This is a genomic window from Sulfurimonas hydrogeniphila (assembly GCF_009068765.1).
In the GTDB taxonomy this organism is placed as follows: domain Bacteria; phylum Campylobacterota; class Campylobacteria; order Campylobacterales; family Sulfurimonadaceae; genus Sulfurimonas; species Sulfurimonas hydrogeniphila.
Map to the genome: position 1 here is coordinate 365320 of NZ_CP035534.1, position 18281 is coordinate 383600.

Below are 18281 nucleotides of genomic sequence, written 5' to 3' on the forward strand. Positions count from 1 at the left end.
ACCAAAGAAAGATGCTAGAAGAGTGGAAAGAGAAAAGAGGCTTTTGCCTCCCTTTCCGGCCACTTTTGAAGTCCTTGAGATTACGCTAAAAGAGCGTCAAGTTTTTCTGCAAGAGCCTGTTTTGACTGTGCGCCTACGATTTGGTCTACCATTTCACCGTTTTTGAAAAACATAATAGTAGGGATTGAACGAATACCGAATTTTACAGCAATATCCTGCTCTTCATCAGTATTGACTTTACAGATTTTAGCTTTTCCGTCATAATCTTCCGCCAATTCTTCAATAACAGGAGCAATCATACGACACGGCCCACACCATGGCGCCCAAAAGTCTACCAGAGATACACCCTCTGCAAGAGTTGCTTCAAAATTTGCACCAGTTAGTTCTATATATTTACCCATTAGTAAATCCTTTTTATTTTGTTTGTTATAAAAGTATTATACAAGTGCTATCATTAATCCAAACTTTAAATTTAGTTATAGCAATAATTTGTATAATTCTCTATAATGAACTACATGTAAAGGAAAAAAGTTTTGAAGTTAGAAATTACAGCTGGAAAAATTGATGTACGACCTCCTGTGGCAAAGCCTCATCCGGGTTTTTTTAATGAAGTGGGAGAAGAAAGGTTTAGAAAACTGGTGTTTGAACATTATGAATCCATCAAGAGCAGTGATATTGCTTTTTTATTTCCTGTATTTGATGATGATGATTTTGCAGAGGCACAAAAACATGCAGCTGATTTTTTGATAGAAATTTCAGGTGGTCCTGATTATTTTACACAAAGCAGGGGAGAGCATCAAATGGTTGGGCGTCATGCACCCTTCCGCATAGATGAAAATGCGCGAAGAGTCTGGCTGGAACTTTACATTCCGCTTTTGAATGCGCTTGCAGAAGAAGGTATTTCTCCCAGGTATATAGAATCTTTTTGGAACTATTTGGATCTTTTTTCTATGTGGGTGGTGAATACGAAGAACTAAAACTGTAAAAACCTTCGCTCTCTGTTTATAAAGTAAGCACACTCTGAATAGCCGATATCTTTGGCAAGCTGTGTGACTTCTTTGTCAAACATAGCCACCTGTTCGGGTTTGTGGGCGTCAGAACTGAAAGTGATAGGTATATTGAGTTTATATGCCTCTTCAAGGAGTTCTTTTGAGGGATAAGCTTCACCGACAGGCTTTCTGTAGCCGGCTGCATTGATTTCCAACACCATGTCGGCATTTTTTATGGCATGCAAAGCATTTTTTGCTATCTCTTTGATGTCTTGCGTCGGCATAAATTTAAATACTTTTATAAGGTCCAGATGTCCGACAATGTCAAATAGTCTACTGTTGGCCATAGCCTCGACAGCATTGAAATATTTCTGCCATATCAGATTGATATCTTCATTTTGGTACTCTCCTATAAACTCCGGATTGTCAAAACCCCATTCGTCTATAAAATGTACAGAACCAATGAGGTAGTCAACATCGGCAGTGAGCACTCTTTTGTCCATATGCCCCTCAAGGTAGTCAACTTCATAGCCAAGCAAAACAGTAATCGCATCAGCATACTTTTTCTTTGCATCGAGAATGTCTTTTTCATATTTTTGCATCTCTGAAAATGACATTCTGTATTTTGGATCAAAGTCCATAGGCGCATGGTCGGAAAAGCCAAATATTTTCGTATTGTTCCTGATGGCAGCATTGATATACTCGTCTATTGTGCCCTGGGCATGGTTACACAATGGTGTATGGTTATGGAGGTCTACTTTCATATTTGTTCTCGTATTATATAATTTATGCTATTATAGTGTGAATTAATAAATTATTCAATTACGGAGACTGTTTATGACGCAAGAAGAACTGGACGCCTTAATGAGCGGTGGTGTGGATATGGATGATATGTCTGAAGAGGATGAGCATACCCAAGATGATGAAAATTCGCAGGACAAGGAAGATGAATCTTCCAAAGACCCGATAACAGCAGGCATTGAAGCAGCCGAACTTCCGCTTCCTGCGACAAATGAAAACAAAATGGTGCATCAGCTTGACGATGTTACCAAAGAGAGTGAAGAAAAAGCGAGTGAGATTTTTGATATTATTGACAATATCAGCAGCAATTTGATGGAAAAAGAAGAAAGTCTCAATATAGTAAGTGAAATTCTTCATTCAAATATAGAATTGTTTACAAAATTGTGTGAAAAATTCCCTGATGTGCAAACCTTCCAAACACAGCTGGAAAAAAATGAAACAGCTCTGAATGAAATCAACGGTGTCATAGAAGTTTTGCAAGAGAGCGGAGATGCTATCATGAGTGTTATGGATATCATGCAGTACCAGGATATTCACAGACAGAAAATTGAGCGGGTTATCAATGTCATGCGTGCATTGTCAAAGTATATGAATACGCTCTTTGAGGGTAAAATTGATGATGACAAACGTGTCTCTTCCGCCATACACATTGCGGGAGACACGCACAACGAGCTGGCTTCTACAGATGACATAGAAGCGCTTTTGGAACAGTTTTCAAAACAATGAATAAAGTAGAATTGCTTTCCCCCGCAGGAACCTTGGAAAAATTAAAAATTGCACTAGATTTTGGTGCAGATGCCGTATATGGCGGAGTCAGTCATTTCTCACTGCGTATTCGCTCCGGAAAAGAGTTTAGTTTTGAAGATTTTGAAGAGGGTATCAAATATGCTCATGAACGCGGAAAAAAAGTCTATGCAACAATAAACGGATTTCCATTTAATTCCCAGCTTGATTTACTGAAAAAACATATTGTGAAAATGGGTGAACTGGGGCCCGATGCTTTCATCGTAGCGACACCGGGTGTGTTGAAACTGTGCCATGATCTGGTGCCCGATATGCCTCTGCATCTCTCAACACAGGCAAATGTTATGAATGTGCTTGATGCACAGATTTACCATGAAATGGGTGCGACACGCATTATTACTGCACGAGAAATTTCTCTGCGTGACTTAAAAGAGATTAAAGCGGCTTTGCCTGATTTGGAACTAGAAGTTTTTGTGCACGGTTCTATGTGCTTTGCCTACAGCGGGCGCTGTCTGATCTCAACCCTGCAAAGCGGGCGTGTGCCAAATCGCGGAAGCTGTGCCAATGACTGCAGATTTCCTTATGAAATATATGCGGCAAATCCGGAAACAGGTACGCTTTTCAAGCTTGAAGAGGACCCGGGTGTCGGTACCTACATTATGAATTCAAAAGATCTGAATTTGGCTTCACACATACAAGAGATTTTAGACAGCGGTGCTGTGGATTCCATAAAAATAGAAGGACGTACAAAAACTGCCTATTATGCGGCTACTACAGCAAAGGCATACAGAATGGCAATAGATGACTACTATGCCGGAAAGATTGACAGCGAACGGTATCAGTATGAACTGCAGTCTCTGCAAAACCGAGGATATACGGATGCCTATCTTGTCTCTCGTCCATTTGAAAGACATGATACCCAGAGCCTGGACTTCACCATGCAGCTTGGCACGCATCAGGTCAGCGGTGTTGTCAATGCCGAGGGCACACATTTTTTATGTAAATACAAAACATTTCCCGGTGATGAGATGGAAGTCGTTTTTCCTTTGGGCAGTGAAGTGGAAAAGGTTGATAACGATATAGGCTCGACATATGAAAGAGACGGGAAATTTTTTATGAAACTCAAACAGCTTAAAGCACAAAACGGAAAAATCTGGGAAGAAATTCACAGCGGCAATGTCAACCCTATAGAGTTGCCGACAAAATTTCCGCCCTATACATTCTTTAGAATACCGGCGAGTGCAGATATGAATACAGCTCCAAAAAAATAATGCAGAGTGTTAAAATTAAAAGAAAGGTAAAATAATATGAAGTTTGTATCTATAGTAATAGGCTCAAAAAGTGATTATGAAGTAATGAGATCGTGTTCTGACACATTAGAGGCATTTGGAGTCAGTTATGAGATGGTTATCTCATCAGCGCATCGTTCCCCTGAGCGTACAAAAGAGTACATAGAAGAAGCTGAAAAGAAAGGTGCGCAGGTCTTTATAGCTGCAGCAGGCATGGCTGCCCATCTTGCAGGTGTATTAAGTTCAAAAACCATCAAACCTATAATAGGCGTACCGATGTCAGCATCTGCACTGGCAGGCATAGATGCACTGCTCTCAACTGTGCAAATGCCTGCAGGTATGCCTGTTGCTACTGTTGCCATAGGCAAGGCAGGGGCTATTAATTCGGCATATCTGGCTATGCAGATACTGGCGCTTGACAATGAAGAACTCAGTATAAAACTCAAAGAAGACCGTATTGCAAAAGCAAAAAAAGTAGAGATGGATTCTTTAGAGATAGAAACTATTATAAAATAGCTACACAAAAGAGAGGTTTGGCAATGAAGTGGATGAGTGATGAGGAATACAGTCAACTGACGGGATTGGATATAACTTCTATTGAAGATTTGATTGAGAGGGGCAAATTAAGTGTAAAAATTGAAGACGGCATTCGTTACATTGATCCGTCAAAAGGTGCGACAGAAGCCGTTGTGCCTGCCAAACTTAAGGAACTTGCGAAAAAAAACACCCATGAAATGCTTGTTCAGCCTGAGTTCGTTGAAAAAACCATCGGGACTATCATCAATCTGCATGAAAAAGTTTTGGATGCAAAAGATGAAACACTCGAAGCCGTCCGGGTGGAAAATGAGTTTTTACGTGAAGCATTGGCTTCTTTGCAGGAACTGTATGATGAAGACAGAAAAACCATACATACTCTGCAAGAACAGCTCAAACTCTCACAGCAGGAAGTTGAATTTATGCGCCGCAAATATAAACTTATGTGGAACAAGGCTATTGATGAACATACTGGAAAAGCATGACCATAGATAATGAATGTGTCGGATGTATCATCAACCAAAGTGTGAAAGTCGCTGATGCAATTGGTGCAGATGAAACTTTAAAAAACAGACTCAGAACAACTGTGGAAAGCATGAGCAAAGATTTTTCTTTTTCAAAAACTCCTCCGGAAATTGCTGCAGATGTGTATGAAAAAATGTCAGAGATTGCAGATAAAAAAGACCTGTATGATGAGGTCAAAGAACTCTCAACAAAAAAAGCCCTGTCCTTTATTCCGTTTTTAAAAGAAAAACTCTTTACATGTAATGACAAACTTTTGACAGCCACAAAAATTGCTGTAGCAGGCAATGTTATAGATTTGGCTGCTCAGGTAGAATTTGATTTGCAGGAAGAACTTGAGAAAATCTTTCATACAGAATTTTCTCATAATGATTTTGAAGCGTTTGCAAAAGTATTGCAAACTGCAAAAAACATTGTAATTCTTGGTGATAATGTCGGCGAACATATTTTTGACTATTTGTTTATAGAGACTTTACAGGAACTCTATCCAAAACTTACATGTACTTATATGGTACGGGGTAATCCTATAATCAATGACGTTACATGTAAAGAGGCAAAAGAAGCCGGCTTTGAGAAACTCTGCAATCTGGTTGACAGCGGTGTCAATACTCCGGGATTTGTTTACGAACGTGCTGCAAAAGAGGCACAAAAGCTTTTTGATGAAGCGGACTTGGTGATAAGCAAGGGCATGGGAAATTATGAATGTCTCAGTCCAAGCCACAGAGATAATATCTGTTTTTTGCTCAAAGTAAAATGCAATGTTGTTGCCAACTCATTAGGCAAAGAAGTCGGTGATATAGTTTGTAAACTTGTATAAGGAATCAAAATGTTAAAAAAACTGACGATAGGTATGCTGTTAGTTAGTTCAACGGTATTTGCAAAAGTAAGTTATGAATATGCCATAAATATTGTTGGTATGAGTATGGATTATAAAGAGTCCGAAAATGGAGTTTTTTTGGATAGTGAAGAATCAGATTTTGCAGATTTAAATGGTCTAGAAATTCAATATAAATATATAAAGCAAACAGAAACTTCACAAGATTTTGATACGGTATCAATAAATATCATGGCTGTAGGTGGCAATACAGAATACAAGGGTGCATACATTGGTTCTAACCTTGGATATGGAAGTTTAGTAAGTATAACTTCAAATCAAATTTATGATATGGAAATAGATTTTGCACACACTTATGAAGATAGATCTTCCTTTACAACTACTATCTCTCTAGGTGTTGGGTACAGATTTTGGCGCAGGAAGCTGTCAGCTCAACAAATAGAAGACTATACATGGTTTTCTCTTCGACCAAGTGTTTCATTTTCTTATATGTATTATGATTTGAAAATTGCCCCGAAATTTGAGTTTCAATATGGGTTAGGACCTAGAATGAGTGCTACAGGTATTAGTGATGACTTTAAGCTAGGTTCTGCAAATATTATGGAGTTTACACTGCCTATAAAATATGCAATTACACAAAAATTTTCTTTATATGCTGCATATACATATCAGTATCAAAAAATAGAGGAATCTAATGTTGTATATGATAATACAGGCACAGGGTATTTGGAACCGGAAAGTAAAGCATATAACGAATACATTAAATTTGGAATTGTTTTTAAATACTAAAAAAGTCTCTTTGGCTATAATAGCAAAAACAAATTGAAGGCAAAAAATGATTACTTTTAGCGAAATGTTACTCAAATTACAAGAATTCTGGATGAAACAGGGGTGCAATATTGTACAGCCTTACGATATTCCTGCCGGAGCAGGAACTTTTCACCCTGCTACATTTTTGCGCTCACTCGATTCTACGCCCTGGGCAACGGCGTATGTCGCTCCCTCTCGCCGTCCGACAGACGGAAGATACGGAGAAAATCCCAACCGTCTAGGTTCCTATTACCAGTTTCAGGCACTTATAAAACCTTCGCCGGATAATATCCAAGAGTTGTATCTGCAGTCTTTGGAGTATTTGGGACTTGATGTTGCAAAACATGATATTCGTTTTATAGAAGACAACTGGGAGTCTCCGACACTCGGTGCATGGGGACTTGGCTGGGAAGTATGGCTTAACGGTATGGAAGTGACGCAGTTTACCTATTTTCAACAGGTCGGAGGCATTGAATGCGATCCGGTTGCGGTTGAAATTACATACGGAACGGAGCGTCTGGCAATGTATTTGCAAGGCGTTGATACGGTCTTTGACATCGTGTGGAATATTGCTCCTGATGGAAGTCAAACGCTCTATAAAGATGTGCACAAAGAGAGTGAAATCGAGTTTTCAAAATACAACTTTGAAGTAGCCGATACAGAAATGCTCTTTGCTGACTTTAATGCAAAAAGCAAAGAGTGTTTACGCACACTTGAGGCCGGTTTGCCTTTACCTGCCTATGATTTATGTATGATGGCATCAAATACGTTTAATGTTTTAGACGCAAGAAAAGCAATTTCACAAACAGAAAGACAAAACTATATTTTAAAAATTCGAGAACTTTCAAAAGGGTGTGCAGAACTCTATAAAGAACAGGAAGATGAACGTACTAAAAGAGTAAATACTTAATTTTATTTCAATTTGTCATATTTTATAAAAGTTTTTTTCTTTTTCTTTATAATTTAGTTTGAAAAGGGAAATTATGAATTTATCAAAGGATGAAGAGGCAAAGTTTCGCAAGCTTGGAATTAATTCTGTTTTGGAACTTGCCTTGCTGGTACCTCATACCTATGAAGATTACAGACTTCATGAAAAATTACTTCCACAAAAAGCACAGCTCATAGATGCGACGGTTGAGTCTGTCTATAAAGCCCCAAATTCTATTCAAATTACTTTTTTTGCACACAATCTCGGGCATACTGTTCAGGGAGTGCTTTTTCGCCCCAAACCTTACATGTTACATCAGTTTAAAGTAGGAAAGAGGGATTGTTATTACGGTGTTATAGACTGCAAGCAGGGGCACTGCAGTATGAGTATGCCAAAAAAAGTCTCTAAAGTGGGGATGATTACTCCAAAATATAAAACGGCACTCAGAAGCGATGTTATGCAACGGCTTGTACAGAATTGTCTTACAAAAGAAAACCTGTTACATGTAAAGCTGCGTGAAGATATTGCCGAGGAGCTGTTAGCACTTCATTTTCCAACAGATGAATTTTTACAAAATAAAGAGTACAGTGAAAAAACACGCAAGGCATTAAAATACACGGAACTTTTTTCCTATATGCAGATGTTAGCTGGAAAAAGGCGTTATTTTGAATCACTCTCTTCACAGGCAAAAGAGTATACGCCATGGAGTAAAACGCTCCCTTTTGTGCTGACAGAAGAGCAGTTGAGAGCTATAGAAGATATTTATCAGGATTTGAAAAAAGATGTAGCGGCAAAACGGATGGTTGTCGGGGATGTGGGGAGCGGTAAAACAATGGTGATTCTGGCAGCTGCCTATATGAATATGCCAAACCGATCTGTCTTAATGGCTCCGACAACGATTTTGGCAAATCAGCTCTTTGAAGAGGCACAAAAATATCTTCCTCAACTCAAAGCTGCACTTGTAACAAATAAAACAAAAAAAACAGACTTGAGTCCTTATGACTTTATCATAGGAACGCATGCGCTTCTGTATCGAGAATTGCCGCAGGCTTCACTGATTATGGTGGATGAACAGCATCGTTTTGGAACTCTACAAAGAAATATGCTTGAAAAATTGGTGACAGAACAGGCATTAAAACCGCATTTTATACAGTTTTCAGCCACTCCGATTCCAAGAACACAGGCGATGATTGAGAGTGCACATATAGATGTCAGCCTCATTACTACTACGCCTTTTACAAAAGATATTTGTTCAAAAGTCATTCACAGAAATGATTTTCAAGCATTGCTTTTACATGTAAAGGCGGAAATTGCAAAAAACAATCAGGTTTTACTTGTCTACCCTTTGGTGGAGCAGAGTGAAGCTTTTGATTATCAGAGTATAGACGAGGCACGGGGCTACTGGGAGAAAAATTTTAAGAATGTTTATGTGACCCATGGAAAAGACAAAGACAAAGAGCAGGTACTGCTTGATTTTAGAGAAAAAGGCGACATATTGATAGCGACTACAGTTGTAGAAGTGGGTATATCTTTGCCTCGTCTGAGTACGGTAGTAATAGTTGGAGCAGAGCGTTTGGGGCTTTCAACGTTGCATCAGCTTCGTGGAAGGGTGAGCCGTACCGGTTTAAAAGGCTACTGCTTTTTATATACAAACAAAAAAAGTCTGAGCGTTTAGATGAATTTATACATACCAAAAGCGGATTTGATATAGCAAATTTGGATTTGAAGTTTCGAAAGAGTGGTGATCTGCTCAAAGGAATTGTACAAAGCGGGAGCCGGTTTAAATGGGTGGATTTTGCGCAAGATGAAGAAATAGTTAAAATGGTAAAAAAAGATTTAAAAGCTGTTTCTAAACCTAAGTGTTAACCTGGGTCTTAGTCTTTAAAGACACAAAGCCCGCACTGAAGTACGGGTTTCGGGTTTAATAGAGCCCGAATTTTTTGTTCCCCATTTTAAAAAGAACACGTGTTTTGTTTTCATTGTCTAAAAAGATTTCAAATGTTTTATCACTGTTTTTAAGATCTTCTAAAACATCTTCGACTTCACGAGGCTTGTAGAGTTCAAGTTCTACCGGAATGATTTCATCTTCCATTGCTTCTGCAGCAGCTTTTACATCGACTTCTTCCGCTTTGACTTCATTTAAACCGACTTTTTGATGGTCTGTTACTTTGTCATGGAGACGACGAAGTGATTTTTGTGCTCTGTTGGTTGCAAGGTCAATAGCAGCATAGGCATCCTCATCATTTTGCTTGATTACTATAGTATTTTTATGTGCAAGATTGATGACAAACTCAACAATAGCGTGTTCTTTGCCCTTTTTTGTCTGTGTAGAGACAACAACATTTACCGAAATAATATCTAAATTAAATTTTTTTAGTGTTTCGATAGAAGCTGAAATATGCTCTTTTAAAGCATCAGTAAGTTCTACATTTCTTCCTGTCATGCTGATATTCATGATTAAATCCTTTTTTATTCTATTGGAAAAAAATTATACCATTAAAAAGTTTAATAAAAAGTACGAATCTATAATTTTTGCAGAGTTCTTTTGAAATATCTGACAGGTTCACTGGCAACTGTTGTATCATTTACATCTACAGTTACATCCATAAGGACAGAACCGTTTTGTTCGGGTGTGGTAACAGTTGTATAGAGTATGCCTCTGTTGGCAGCAGGTATAGCATTGCAAACAGCTTGTGCTTCATTGACTAAAGGTGTATTTGGATCATCATAATATATGTATTGTAGTTTGATTGTTATATTGTAAAGTGTGTCTTGCGTGAATGTTGTATCTAAATCAGTACAAGGTGGAGTTTGCGAAATCCGCAAAAGTGCATATTCTGCTGCACTGTGCGCAAGAAGTACAGACTGCTCATACAGATAGACATCTGTCGTGCGTTTGGTTGTTTGGGAAGTAAGAGAAATGGCTAAAGCCATTATGGTTGCAATAATGACAATAACGGCAATCGCCATAATCATGGCAATACCTGAACGCTTCCCTTTTAAAATACTGTTTTTTCTTTGCATAAAGAGTACTCCTCTGCCAAGTCTGTTTTCGTGCATACCTGAATCTTCATAATAGAACCTATAGCGGTAAATCGGAAGGTACTGACATTTTGCATAAGTAATGATTTGTGGAGGCTGTCATTGTTGTCATCATATTGTTCTCCCTGCCATGGCTGATAATTGTGATATAGATATAAATTACCCATTTTTGTAGTTGAATTATAGTCCTCCATAGCTACGGCATAGGCAGTCCATGCTAATTTGTAATACTCGTAAATATCGACACCGCTGAAGTCTGTACCTGTAGAAGATGTAAACTGTGTCGGTTGTCCGGCTACACTTTGGACAGGGTGCATAGCTCCTTGCTGGGCATTTATTATCGTTGTATTTGTATCCCATCCATAGCCGGTACGGATGTCACTGTCTGCCCCTGTAAAGAAGATGGCGCTGTCATTTATTCCTGCAGTACCACTTGAGAGTATAGCAATCAAAGTATTTGTTTTTGTGGTATTGGTCTCCGGAGATACCAATGTATTGCTGTTTCCTGCATCCAGATCTATAATGCCACTCCAATTAGGAAGATGGATTGCAGTGGTATCTGAAATACCGCGAAAGCCGTCCGTATCACTGCCAATCCATTCTAACACTGCATAGGTTTTTGAATTATTTACGTCTCCGATCGGATCAAAATTTTTATTTGCTTCTCTGGCAATCACAGAATCCTTTATGCGACCTTCGAGCCGTTTTGCTATGAGTTCAACCGCAGCTTCACTCTTTGACTGGAGTTCATGATTTATTTTTGAGAATATAAAACTGTTATAGGCCTGTGCCAAAAATTCCACGCCGAATTTTCCTATAATTCCCATAATGACAATGACAAATACTAATTCAAGCATAGTAAAAGCAAAACGATTCTTCATTAATAGGACCTTTTGTAGTAGTCTATGCCGCCGATATTTGCAACATAGGTAAATAAAGAAGTAACAACATTACCTTCTTCATCTTTAACGGTAATGGTTAATTTTTTCATATTAGGTCTTTGAATTCCGTCAAATACAGGGTTATAGCTGATGACAAGTGAAGAGTTAAAGTCTTGCTTGTACCCTTCCTGCCCCGGTGTTAAGTTTAAAAATATATTTCTGTATCCATGTGCTTTGTCTTCAACTGCATCAACGTCCGGGTTGGTATTGGAATGGAGTGCTGTTTGATTTAAATTGTTTAAACATTTTCTATGAAGCGGTTCCAGAATATGTCCGGGTTTTAATCGGTAGTGTTGACTGGATTGATTGTTTTCACATAAGCCGTCGAGGTTTATAACCTGACTGACAGTTGTACTTGCGTTTTCATCTATGGAAGCTTCGTCCCATTGGGCAGTTGTTGCTTCATTGAGTTCTGTTGCTGCTGCAAAAATGGCTTCTTGCAGCAGATTTGAATCAATTCCTTTTGAAATGGACTGATTCATCATTGGCAAAGAGATGACAGTAATTGCAATCACGACGATGGCAAAAATAAGCTCTATGAGCGTAAAAGCGCTTTTTTTTACCACATAAGTCTCCTGTTGGTATTATCAGAAGCATTTTTATTGGTTGTGGCATTTGTTTCATATATGCCGGCCCAGTTTGCATTAGGATTGACAAAGTCTACCTGAAACTCATTGGTTACGGCATTGGCATTGTATTTGTTATAAATGAGCCAGCCTGAGGCATTGTTTTCCATTGTTGCCTTGTACGGATATCCGCTGCTTCCATTGTAGTGTACTCCAATATAGTCAGGATGATTTCCGTTGGCTTCTCTGGTAATACTTACATTTACACCATTCTTTTGCACTGTGGCTGTTTGTGCAGCTGTTCCTGCATCGCTAGTATGGTTGGTATTGACAAACCAACGCGGATCGTCTGTTGATGTTGAACTGTTCCCGTCTTGAAGTAATGATTTGTTACATGTAGCCCCGTTGCAGAATACTTCATAGTATACAGAAACATTGCCGTCAGAACCTAAAACAGTCTGTCTCGGTGTATTTGTGCGCCCGTAATAGTGCCTGACGGGTATTGTCGAATTTAAATCTTTAATCCCTTTTGTTGTCTTGCTGTTTATAAGGTCAGCATGAAAAGTACAATCAGCTACTGCATTTGTACAGTTGACCTGATACTTTATAAAGGTGAGTGTTGTCGGATTGACAGCAGTGTCTTTTTCTCTCACATAGTTCATATTTAAGCGTGTCTGCATAGTACCGTTTAAATTTTTAGGAAAATATGTTTGAGCAGTTTGAATGCGTATGTCATTAGACTGCAGTGCGGGATTTGTTTCTGTAAGATTGATATCCAATGCATTTATAATATTGCCACTCGAATTAATGTCATGAAAACGTATTCTGTAGGGAACATGATTCCCCTTTGAGTCATTCAAGTCTCTGTTGCTTGTAGAAATGTTTATATCCAAAGGTACTGCATAACATTGGTCTACAAAGTTTGAAAGGGTGACATTGTTTTCACCTAAAGCTGTAATGCTCCCGTTTAAATGGTAGGACATATTCTCATCCAGTGTATTGTTAATGTCTGCCATATAGATATACGGTGTGGTGCCTGGCACAGGAGTAAACAGCAAGCCGATAGTAGGAGTAACAGCTGTTCCTCCTGCAGTTGCATTGAGATCAAATCTGTAAGGGTGATAAAATACAAGCATATCCTGAAAATCTTGGGAATAGTCATTATTATGATGCACCGAAGATATGTTACAACCATTCTTGGAAGCAGAACTTTCATCTTCGACTGCAGATGAGTTTTGTATACAGTCCGCTCCTGTTTGAAAATACGGAGCTGTATGATGATCAAGATAGAGAGAATCAACCGCTGTCCATTTTGTATCAATAATATGAAGTTTGTATGATCCGACATTGTTCCATGTTGTGTTCGTTTCTGCAACACCATTGACAAAAGGATGTTCGAGTGTAATATTGCTTTCATCGTTACAAACAAGTGAAGAAGTTCCCTGCCATGTCATATTTGCATCAAGACTACTTGTGGCGTAACCGAGGACAGGTGTATTGTTAAGATGGTCCGTTGCATTCATGGTCAAGAGGTAATTGTACCCCGCAGCCAAGTGGGCAGTTTTTATGTTGCTGCCGTTATTGTCTATGATAAAACTTTTTTGTGACGGATTTGAGTGATTATAGTCTGTAAATTCAAAAGAGTAACCTTCCGGGCGGATGGCAAAGTTGTCTCTTGAACAGATGCTTTTCGTATTGTTGTTTTCATCTGTATAAATAATTCTAAAGGCCGCATTTTGAGAGGCTTTGGAAAAGACTGCTGCAGTACGCATTGCATCTTTATCAATACTGACGGTTGTATCATTAATATTAAAGTGTGTGCTTACAGGCGTGCCTATCACAATACTGTTGTCAGGATCTGTACAGGTTGCATTGGTATAATGAAAACCTGACATATTTACCATTGTAATATTGACATCCTGTGCCTTGCTGACAGCTTTTGATTTGTTTAAATCATTGGGATCCATTGATTCTAATAAAAAGTTCCCCACTCTGTTGACGACCTGTGTTGGAATATTAAAATAATAGTAAGGATCATCACTTTTTGTTTCTCCGGCTTGAACAATATTGAAAATATCCGGAACCGGTTCGTAGCCTGGAGTCGGCTGGCAAGGATCCATGTCGCTTAATTTAGTGCTGTATGTCCCTAATCCAATACCGTCAACAGTCAAATCATAGCGAAACTCTATGTCAACCGGTACTTCTGAAAGAGTACTTTGATTCAGGTCTAAACTATAGTAGAGATAAAAATAATCCAAACTTCCAAAGCTACCAATAGGGATGTTCTTAACATAACTTTTGTCCGATGCAATATCTAAAATATTATCATCAATATTTGTCACAGTGGTATCTGTTTTAGCTATTTTTGTAGAGTTTAAATGATAAACGGCTTCTTTAAGGTTTAGTATATCTATGTTCAGGTTGTTAATAGTAGTGTCAGAATTTTCTCTGTTTCTGAAATAGACTTTAAGGTCAAGTGGTGTACTTTTGTTGAAAGTTCCATCAATAAGTGCAGGTTTGATACTTGGTGCTGTAGTATAGTATCCGTTTTGTCCATAGGTATAATCGTAACAGATATCAAGGGTATAAAGGTTTGTTGTGAAAACAAACATACTAGGATAGTATGAATCTCCACTTGATGTAAAGCGTACTGTAGCACTGGTGTCTTTGTATCCTAGCAAGTCTGCTCCGGATGTACCGATATCTATATTTTGAATATCTATACCAAAATTGTTTGTTAAGCTTGGCTCTTTCTCAAATCCGCTGGTGTGTGAGTACATGACATTGTTGGAGTTTCCAATTTGAGAGCCGTTAAAATAGAGTTCATCTCCAGTATAGGCTATATCCCCTTCCCCTGCAAAGAAAGAAAAAGTAGAGTTGATATCTCCTGCTTTTGGGGTTAAAAAACCGCTTAAATCTATGGTCTCTTCTCTGTTGTATGATGAAATGTTAGTATAGCCATCAAACACAGTAATGTTACGAAAGCTTTCACTGCTGTCTTTATATATAACAACAAGTGTCCATGCTCCAAAATAGCCCAAGGATATATCTTTTCCTTCGCTAGCCTTGATATTTGCACCTGTCCACCAGCCGTTTATCTCACTCCCTTTTTTTCCAATGAGAGCATTGACGGTACTAAAGGTTGAATAGGTGTAGCCAACCCACTGTAAGGAATCAATCACTTCCGGATACAGCGGGAAAAGAGTGTTATCCGGTGCTATAAGGTACATTGGCTGAGAATTGAGGTCTGCTCGAACTGTTTCTAGGGATTCATTTGTATATCCTTGTGCGTAAAACCCTGCCCACACTACCTCTGCAGTATCCGGAATACCGCTTATTTTTGCTTTTGAAGCATTGATGAAACCATCTACCTCTTTAATGTAACTTAAAGTAGTGTTATTGTTTGGATCAGAGGTTTCCTTGCATTGACCATTACTGTCTTTTTCACACAGAACAGTGTTCCCGATGATTTTGACATTACCTCGAATATTTCTGGTGTCATCCGGATTTCTAATGGTAAAAGGACGACCATCTGAAGTCTCGTTTGTATCACTTTTGCATTGTGAAAGTTTTCCACTGTATGTCGTGCCGTCTTTTGTATATGTTGCCAATAAATCATAATCGTTACTGTTTAAAAAACTAAAGAGTGATTCAACATAAGCACTTTTTGAATTGTTTGATATAAGTGTTTGTAAATCATATGTGACACCGCTGTTAAAGGCTGTAAAAGTATTGAAAAAACTCAAATCACTTGTTTGTGAACATGTTTCACTGCCGTCACCATCTAAAACATCACAGTTTGAAAAAGCTGAAAAAAGCGAATCAGATGCCAGAACTACCTGTACATCAGATAAATTATCATTTGAAATATTTCTGATAGGAATAGTTGTTTTGCTGAGAACATTTATAAATCCAAAATTTAGTCCACTGACTGAGATACTGTCATAACAAATGTCATTGGCAATTCCATTAGTAACGATTGGAGTTGTGCCTTGTACAGTAATAGTAACTGTTGCAGTTCCCTCGTTCCATCCCAACCACCACCATCTCATAGTATATGTGAATGTATCAGTTCCCACATAGTTTGCATCTGGAGTATATGAAAAGTTGCCATTTGTATAAAAACTTGAAATTGTTCCATGGGACGGAGCTGTATATGAGGTGACCTGCTTGTATAATCCTGAATCATTTGTTAAAACATTTTCATTTAGAAGGGTGTTTTGATCCGTTGTAAAAGTATCATTAATTGCTTCGGCAAAGGCAAAAACAGGTAAAAAAATAAATAAAAGTATTACAGATTGTATTTTAAAATTTTTCATAATAACCCTTTTTGAAAGTAAAAGTAAAAAAAGTGCACCAAAAATCAGGGCTCACCCTCTCTTTTTACTTAATTGTAGCACTTTTTTTCAAGATTATTCTGAAACAGCTGCAAAGGAGACTGATTTTGATAACTTTTTGATGTGAATTAATGTTTCACATGTCAGTATAAGCTCAAATTTAGTAAGCGTCTGATAATATTTCATTTCTTTTAAACAAATGGCCTGTTAGCTCAGTCGGTAGAGCAAGTGACTGAAAATCACTGTGTCCTTGGTTCGATTCCGAGACAGGCCACCACTTATTCAGATATATTTTCTTTAATCTCACCTATAAAATTTTTGAAGTCATCAATAGAATTTAAAAAATCATAGAGTTTTTTTATGTCAATTGTCGTATATTCATGGATAAGAAGATTTCGAAGTCCTATCATTGCAATATACTTTTGGCTATGAAATTTGTTTAGGTAGTCATTTTTACTAAGAATTTCTATGCATTCTTTATAATTTTCAGGCTTCCCCAGGTTAAAATAATTTGTCACTTTACAGCTGATATCTATCATTATTTGTATTGATTCAAAAAAACCATATCGAAGTTCCCATTCGTAACGTTTATTTGCCGCAATGTCTTCAACTTGCATCTCTTGTTTCAGTTCTTCTAATATTTTTATATTTTCTTCAAGCTGTTTGAGTTTTTGCAATATTTCCATTACTTATCCTTTTGCTAAATGCCAGGTTTTGCTCATCAAGTATATGCTTAAAATCAAGATAGTAATGGAGAGCATTTTCTTTGAAGACATCATATTTTTTTTATTATTCAGTATAAGAATCGTATGGTTTTTGTAGATATTATAGGCAAGAAGTGGTGATGTTTTATAAAGTTCATTAAATATTACAAAATCTATTTTATGATTTAGTTCCGTCTCAAGGCTTGCGATAATATCACCCATCTCAAACAAATTGAGTTCACGGCTTGTTTGCACTGCAATATCCATGTCACTCATGTTGTGCTGGGTATTTGTTGCATACGACCCAAAGAGTAATGCATTTTCGACAGTGTCATATCTTTGTAAAATACGCTTTATTTGATTTATATCCATCTTGTTGAACCTTTTATTTATTTATTATAACACATAAATTTTTTTAGTTTAATCCCTATTATATAACTTTTGGATAAAATAACATTCAATTTAATTTAATTAGGATATTTTCATATGAAATCAAAATTCTCTTTTGTATTTGCTCTCTCTTTTATCATTTTATTTGCTTCGTGTTCAAAAGAGGTGGAGGAATACAACAAGCCGGCTGTTTACTGGTATGGCAAAATTGTGGAGTCTATTTCATCCGGAAATATTGACAAAGCGGATGACTATTATTCCTCTTTACAGGGGGAACATATCGGGTCACCTCTTTTGCCTGAGGCAACCATGATTCTTGCAATTGCGCATATGCACAATGAAGAGTATCTGCTTACTGAACACTTTTTAAATGAATATGTCAGAAGATATGCAAATGCCAATGAGAGAGAGTTCGCGGAATTTTTAAAGATTAAAGCAAAATATATGGCCCTTCCAAATCCAAGACGTGATCAAGGGCTTATACTTGAGGCCATAAAAAATGCAAAAACATTCAAGCAAAATTATCCGCACTCTATGTACTACTCTTTGGTGGATACGATGCTGACAAATTTATATCTTGCTGATGCCTCTTTAAACAAGGAAATTGTCGATTTGTATACCAGGTTAGACAAGCCGGAATCGGCAGCATATTATCGCACCTTAAGAGTAGACCCGTGGATAAAATGGGATGAAGTTGAGCGTGCAAAAATACCATGGTACAGAGAAATATTTGAAGGAGACGGTACATCCAGCTGGTATGCTTTTATGATTCCGGATACACAGAGTGTCGTCTCTAGAAATACAGTTAAATCAGACAATAATAAAACAAAATAATATAAGGAAACTATA

At 37.7% G+C, this 18281-nt stretch carries 20 protein-coding genes and 1 tRNA gene; 12 read left to right on the plus strand and 9 right to left on the minus strand.

What is annotated here, in order from left to right; genetic code table 11:
* Positions 1-80: 80 nt before the first annotated feature.
* On the minus strand, positions 81-401 hold the full coding sequence (gene trxA / locus ETP70_RS01835; RefSeq protein WP_151899573.1) for a thioredoxin: 321 nt from the start codon (positions 399-401) through the stop codon (positions 81-83).
* 132 nt (positions 402-533) lie between these two features.
* On the opposite strand from trxA, the gene ETP70_RS01840 reads away from it, so the two are divergent.
* Positions 534-977 (plus strand): globin domain-containing protein, encoded by a 444-nt coding sequence (locus ETP70_RS01840; protein ID WP_151899574.1) that lies wholly within the window; start codon positions 534-536, stop codon positions 975-977.
* On the opposite strand, the gene ETP70_RS01845 is transcribed toward ETP70_RS01840, so the two are convergent.
* Positions 974-1753 carry a histidinol-phosphatase gene (locus tag ETP70_RS01845; protein ID WP_151899575.1) on the minus strand — a complete coding sequence of 260 codons (780 nt, stop codon included), beginning with the start codon at positions 1751-1753 and terminating at the stop codon, positions 974-976. The two genes, ETP70_RS01840 and ETP70_RS01845, sit on opposite strands and share 4 nt — an antisense overlap.
* 73 nt (positions 1754-1826) lie before the next feature.
* Here ETP70_RS01845 and ETP70_RS01850 point away from each other — a divergent pair, with 73 nt between their 5' ends.
* From ETP70_RS01850 to ETP70_RS12760, 9 genes are all read left to right on the plus strand, one after another.
* On the plus strand, positions 1827-2516 hold the full coding sequence (locus ETP70_RS01850; protein ID WP_151899576.1) for a chemotaxis protein: 690 nt from the start codon (positions 1827-1829) through the stop codon (positions 2514-2516).
* Positions 2513-3805: a peptidase U32 family protein gene (locus ETP70_RS01855; protein WP_151899577.1), complete on the plus strand. Its 1293-nt coding sequence runs from the start codon at positions 2513-2515 to the stop codon at positions 3803-3805. Before ETP70_RS01850 ends, ETP70_RS01855 begins: the two co-directional genes overlap by 4 nt.
* Positions 3806-3841: 36 nt before the next feature.
* Positions 3842-4339: a 5-(carboxyamino)imidazole ribonucleotide mutase gene (gene purE, locus ETP70_RS01860; protein ID WP_151899578.1), complete on the plus strand. Its 498-nt coding sequence runs from the start codon at positions 3842-3844 to the stop codon at positions 4337-4339.
* Between the two features lie 23 nt (positions 4340-4362).
* Positions 4363-4842 carry a DUF3972 domain-containing protein gene (locus tag ETP70_RS01865; RefSeq protein ID WP_151899579.1) on the plus strand — a complete coding sequence of 160 codons (480 nt, stop codon included), beginning with the start codon at positions 4363-4365 and terminating at the stop codon, positions 4840-4842.
* Positions 4839-5696 (plus strand): damage-control phosphatase ARMT1 family protein, encoded by an 858-nt coding sequence (locus tag ETP70_RS01870; RefSeq protein ID WP_151899580.1) that lies wholly within the window; start codon positions 4839-4841, stop codon positions 5694-5696. The genes ETP70_RS01865 and ETP70_RS01870 overlap by 4 nt, the downstream gene beginning before the upstream one ends.
* Positions 5697-5705: 9 nt before the next feature.
* A complete protein-coding gene (locus ETP70_RS01875; protein WP_151899581.1) occupies positions 5706-6503 on the plus strand; it encodes a hypothetical protein in 798 nt (265 codons plus the stop codon).
* Between the two features lie 46 nt (positions 6504-6549).
* The gene (gene glyQ, locus ETP70_RS01880; protein WP_151899582.1) at positions 6550-7434 is read left to right on the plus strand and encodes a glycine--tRNA ligase subunit alpha; all 885 of its coding nucleotides are present in this window, start codon (positions 6550-6552) and stop codon (positions 7432-7434) included.
* Between the two features lie 73 nt (positions 7435-7507).
* Complete coding sequence (gene recG, locus ETP70_RS01885; protein WP_347400463.1) at positions 7508-9127, plus strand: ATP-dependent DNA helicase RecG; 1620 nt, start codon at positions 7508-7510, stop codon at positions 9125-9127.
* A gap of 47 nt (positions 9128-9174) precedes the next feature.
* Entirely contained in the window at positions 9175-9318 is a 144-nt protein-coding gene (locus ETP70_RS12760; protein ID WP_347400464.1) for a hypothetical protein, read from the plus strand.
* Between the two features lie 55 nt (positions 9319-9373).
* Here ETP70_RS12760 and hpf read toward each other — a convergent pair whose 3' ends face one another.
* The 5 genes from hpf to ETP70_RS01910 form a co-directional block, all read right to left on the minus strand.
* On the minus strand, positions 9374-9907 hold the full coding sequence (gene hpf / locus ETP70_RS01890; RefSeq protein ID WP_151899583.1) for a ribosome hibernation-promoting factor, HPF/YfiA family: 534 nt from the start codon (positions 9905-9907) through the stop codon (positions 9374-9376).
* A gap of 68 nt (positions 9908-9975) precedes the next feature.
* Positions 9976-10476, minus strand: coding sequence for a hypothetical protein (locus ETP70_RS01895; protein WP_151899584.1), 501 nt, complete (start codon positions 10474-10476; stop codon positions 9976-9978).
* Positions 10452-11375: a type II secretion system protein gene (locus ETP70_RS01900; protein ID WP_151899585.1), complete on the minus strand. Its 924-nt coding sequence runs from the start codon at positions 11373-11375 to the stop codon at positions 10452-10454. The genes ETP70_RS01895 and ETP70_RS01900 overlap by 25 nt, the downstream gene beginning before the upstream one ends.
* On the minus strand, positions 11375-12001 hold the full coding sequence (locus ETP70_RS01905; protein WP_151899586.1) for a type II secretion system protein: 627 nt from the start codon (positions 11999-12001) through the stop codon (positions 11375-11377). The genes ETP70_RS01900 and ETP70_RS01905 overlap by 1 nt, the downstream gene beginning before the upstream one ends.
* Positions 11995-16320 (minus strand): Ig-like domain-containing protein, encoded by a 4326-nt coding sequence (locus ETP70_RS01910; RefSeq protein WP_151899587.1) that lies wholly within the window; start codon positions 16318-16320, stop codon positions 11995-11997. Before ETP70_RS01910 ends, ETP70_RS01905 begins: the two co-directional genes overlap by 7 nt.
* A gap of 219 nt (positions 16321-16539) precedes the next feature.
* On the opposite strand from ETP70_RS01910, the gene ETP70_RS01915 reads away from it, so the two are divergent.
* Positions 16540-16615: transfer RNA gene (locus tag ETP70_RS01915), tRNA-Phe, on the plus strand.
* Between the two features lies 1 nt (position 16616).
* Here the strand turns inward: ETP70_RS01915 and hepT are convergent.
* A complete protein-coding gene (hepT, locus tag ETP70_RS01920; RefSeq protein WP_151899588.1) occupies positions 16617-17024 on the minus strand; it encodes a type VII toxin-antitoxin system HepT family RNase toxin in 408 nt (135 codons plus the stop codon).
* Between the two features lie 3 nt (positions 17025-17027).
* The gene (locus tag ETP70_RS01925; protein ID WP_151899589.1) at positions 17028-17414 is read right to left on the minus strand and encodes a nucleotidyltransferase domain-containing protein; all 387 of its coding nucleotides are present in this window, start codon (positions 17412-17414) and stop codon (positions 17028-17030) included.
* Between the two features lie 114 nt (positions 17415-17528).
* Here ETP70_RS01925 and ETP70_RS01930 point away from each other — a divergent pair, with 114 nt between their 5' ends.
* A complete protein-coding gene (locus ETP70_RS01930; RefSeq protein ID WP_151899590.1) occupies positions 17529-18266 on the plus strand; it encodes an outer membrane protein assembly factor BamD in 738 nt (245 codons plus the stop codon).
* Positions 18267-18281 lie beyond the last annotated feature (15 nt).